A 3798-nucleotide genomic window follows, 5' to 3' on the forward strand; every position below is an offset into this window, starting at 1 on the left:
GACGGAATTCCGGGCTGAAATTTCTCTTCTTCGTCATCATATCCACCTGACTTTCTCTGTGAGTGATCATACACTCAAAACCAGGTGACCAGATTCACTATGCCACTACAAGGCGCGCAGCGCCGGAGCGTACTGCCTGGCCTGGTTAAATTTTGGGTTGGCACTCACACCAAACTCTCTCTTTTGGGTGGTGCTCAGCTATTGTGCAAAGCGCCTCCTCCAAAGCCTCTTTATCAGTTGGGTCGATTTGATAAGAAAAATTTGTGAGAGAAACATTTTCGGCTCTAACTGCCTCTACTTCCTCCTCTGAAAGAACGTTGCCCCCTATCCATACCGGATACTTTCCCGATTTTATTATGGGCTCAAGCTCCTTAAACCCTTTTCTTGTTACTGAAAATATAATCATGATTGAAATTTAACGCCGCCAGCAGCGGCGGCCGTAACGTTTTTAGCGCGAAGCGCGTTGTGTAGGCCGTCCGGCGGAGGCGCGCAGCGCCGGAGCGTACTGCCTGGCCTGGTTATGGCTGGCGCCGCTCTGAACTCACTACAGGCACTCTGCCCGTAGCGCAGCGAAGGGCCACCGCCTATTTAAGATGCGGAAGAATACCAAAATTTCCGCACCACTGAATTTTCTTACTGCTTACCCACAATGCTGGCTTGAACTTGCCGTGGCGCTCGCCCTAGAACGAAGGCACCAGGAACAAAACTGCTGAACCGCAACCACGCACTGTGCCATCAAAATTGAGCTTCACAAACAGCACGGAAATTTCTTCAGGCACTAATTTTTTAAATTTTTGCCAAGCCACCATAACGCCGCCAGCACGCGTGGCTTTGTAGTGAAGGCGAAGCCGCAACGAAAAAGACGTCGCTGTGCCTGGCTTTGTTGGGCTGCAACAGAATCACGCACGGTGTGATTTTAGGCCATTGAAGAAGGCACTTCGAACTGCCCATTTCACAGCGTCATCGGTCCTTACGCTCTTCCAATGATCAGGGTGTCGCATAACATCACATACTTCGTATCTATCATCCTGCGGATAACGCACCTCCAAAAAACCAATACGATACAAAAATCGCGCTAATGCAATCTCGGGGTCGCCGGATGAAACGCCCTTATGAAGCTTCACCTGTCCATTTCCTATTAGACCTCGAAGATGTTTGTATAAATCTGACGCAATCCACTCAAGGGGCTTACCCGTAAAAGATTGCAGGCAAATGTCCAAGCCTACACAAAGACCGCCAAACTCCGTTTTCAAAAATTCAAGCTGATCAGTCGAGTAGCTCCACTCTGCATCCTGTATTTCTAGATCGGTAACGGGAAGCCGGGCGGCACAATCGAGAGAGAACTTAATCATGGCTCGCAAGCTACGCGGTGTATACATTGATCTTCGGACAAAGTAGCTGAATGACTCACTTTTGGATTTATTTTTTAGCGTCACTTCCGGTTCGAAGAACACCGCCCACATTTCGTCAAACGGCACGCGAATCGTCGTCGACTCGCAACCCAAAGCCAATCCAATGGCACGCCGAAGCCTTTGTGCCGTCCACTTCTTCAAGTCGCCAACATCCCAATTAAGATGCACAACGCCACTTACCTTGTCTGAGTAGTGCCAACCGGGATTAATGTTGAGCCACAAATCTTGTCGCATGAATAGATGTACTTCAGCATTCTTATTATGATGTGTAATCCTGTCTGCTGCCTCGATAGCGTCACGAATTAAACGAATATTGGTCGCGCCACCCTCCTCTTGGAGATTATCAAAATCATCGACAAACAATGCAAAGCGCGTCGCTTGTGCAACACGATCGATTCTTTCGGCACTTCCCTTCTCTTGTTCTGTGTTTTCTTGAGCGACGGCCCTAGCCCAAGGTACGAGCGTCTTCAGCACATCGACTAAGCGTTCGCCAAAATCTCGCTCCGTTATTCCCTTTGTCTTCGCCCAAGCACGTATGGCTATGTCGTCGTCGTTGGTGAGGAGACGACCACTCATCTCATGAGCTAGCCTTCGACAGATAAGATCCGCATAAATCTGCATCCAATCGGCAACCGCTCCGAATCCTCGCTCTGCTGCTATTGACAAGCGCTCCGCGTGCAGGGAGGCAAGCTCGTCTGCTGAAGCTTCAACTATTATCGTTCCCGGGTCTTGCTTACGCCGTTCAATACTTGTTAATCGGACCGCTGATTTTCCGGCCCCTTTTCGAGCCACTGCAACAGTTACGGTTGGGGATGTGGCATTCGAAAACCAATCCGGCTGTACAAGAAGGCTGTCGAACCACTTATCTTGGGTTGTGTCTCGCTCCGCATCTGGATATCCGATAAAAGATGAATCGCCTTTCCAGTGCCCGCGAATGGTTTCTACTTGTGCAGTCGTCAATGACGTAACGTGTTCAGCTCTCATTTACTTCCTCATAATTTGCACAACACATAGACTTGCGGCCCAACGCCGCCAGCACGCGCGGCTTTGTAGTGTAGGCGAAGCCGTAACGGAAAAGCCGTCGCAGTGCCTGGCTTGGTTAGGGCTCGTCACTCTCGGCCTCGGCCTGGAATTCGATTTTAGGCGGTAGTTCGCTCATTGCATAATGAACAAACTGTTGACCTAGCCCGGTGAGTTCATAACCTTCGTTCTTGTCAAATGCCGAAACTGGCGGTTTTGGACCACTCCCCTTGGGTCTTCGTTGTGCAGGCTTTGGCACAAAGTTACCGAACCGGTCTACCTCTCGGTGCTGACGGATAATGCTACCCGTGCTTAAATCACGAAATAGCAGCTTGTACAAATCAGCATCAGCTGAATCTTCGCGTACAGGCCCCTTACCAATTTTTCTCCAGATTTCACCGCGGGTTATGCCACCGCTGTTATAGATTGCCCCAATAACTTGGAAGTGCAATTCCGAATACTGGCCGATCCAATCAATATACATACGCACTACATCATCACTGGAAACTGTAGTGGCCGCCGCGTTCGACAGAATGTTACGGATATAGACGCGTTTTTCTTCGCTTTCAGCACCAGCCCATTCACGGAATGTCTTCTTTACTAACGATTGGTATTCCTTACTTTCAACTCGTTCCGCGATTGACTCATCCTGAAGCTCAAGGCGAGCCATAATCTCGATAATGGTCTCTTCCTTTTCCTTCAGCTCATCCTGAAGCATTCGCACCCAGTGCTCAAAAAATCGATTTACCCTATCCTGCTCCGCTTCGGACCATGCACCTGCAATAGCTGAGAACACACCACCGGCAAAAGGAACAGCGCCACCGATCGCCTGAAGCGCCCCACGTGAATATTTCGCGACTCTTTTTCCTTTTGGGACTTCATCTGCGGAGTCAGTTTCATCTGTCATATTGTGCTCCGTGTGGCCCTAACGCCCGCAGCACGGGCAAAATTGTAGCGCAGCGGAAATTTTGTCCCAGTGCCTGCGATTGTTAGCTGACTATGCATGGCGCTCAAAGGAAGCATCTCGCTGCAATACCTCAGCCTCCTTGTGTGGGATTACATGGGCATACCGCTCCAGCTCTTCCCAATATGATTTACAAACCGGGCAGTGGTACAAACGAGTATGTAATGTAAAGCTGACGCCCACGAAAGACAGTGCTGAGCGATCTCCCGACTCCCAAGCTCCCCTGCACTGCGCGCAGCCCTGTTCATTCCACTTTACCGGCTCACTCATTGCCGAAGTCTCCAAACAGCTAACGCCGCAATCAGCCGCGGCTAACTTTGTGCGCATTTTGCGCAATAATGGGAGCGCAGCGACCGCGCAAAAGGTGCACAAAGTTGGCCGTCGGCTGCATTGCCTGGTTAA

The 3798-nt window shown here is 50.2% G+C and carries 3 protein-coding genes; all 3 read right to left on the minus strand.

The annotated features are described in order from the left end of the window. Window positions 1-145: 145 nt before the first annotated feature. A complete protein-coding gene (locus tag AC6R19_RS22615) occupies window positions 146-406 on the minus strand; it encodes a hypothetical protein (RefSeq protein ID WP_500582130.1) in 261 nt (86 codons plus the stop codon). A 493-nt stretch (window positions 407-899) separates the two neighbouring features. Further along, window positions 900-2396: a P-loop ATPase, Sll1717 family gene (locus tag AC6R19_RS22620; RefSeq protein ID WP_500582131.1), complete on the minus strand. Its 1497-nt coding sequence runs from the start codon at window positions 2394-2396 to the stop codon at window positions 900-902. Between the two features lie 115 nt (window positions 2397-2511). Beyond that, the gene (locus AC6R19_RS22625; RefSeq protein ID WP_500582132.1) at window positions 2512-3339 is read right to left on the minus strand and encodes a hypothetical protein; all 828 of its coding nucleotides are present in this window, start codon (window positions 3337-3339) and stop codon (window positions 2512-2514) included. Between the last annotated feature and the right edge of the window lie 459 nt (window positions 3340-3798).

This window comes from Microbulbifer sp. SE14 (assembly GCF_059834885.1).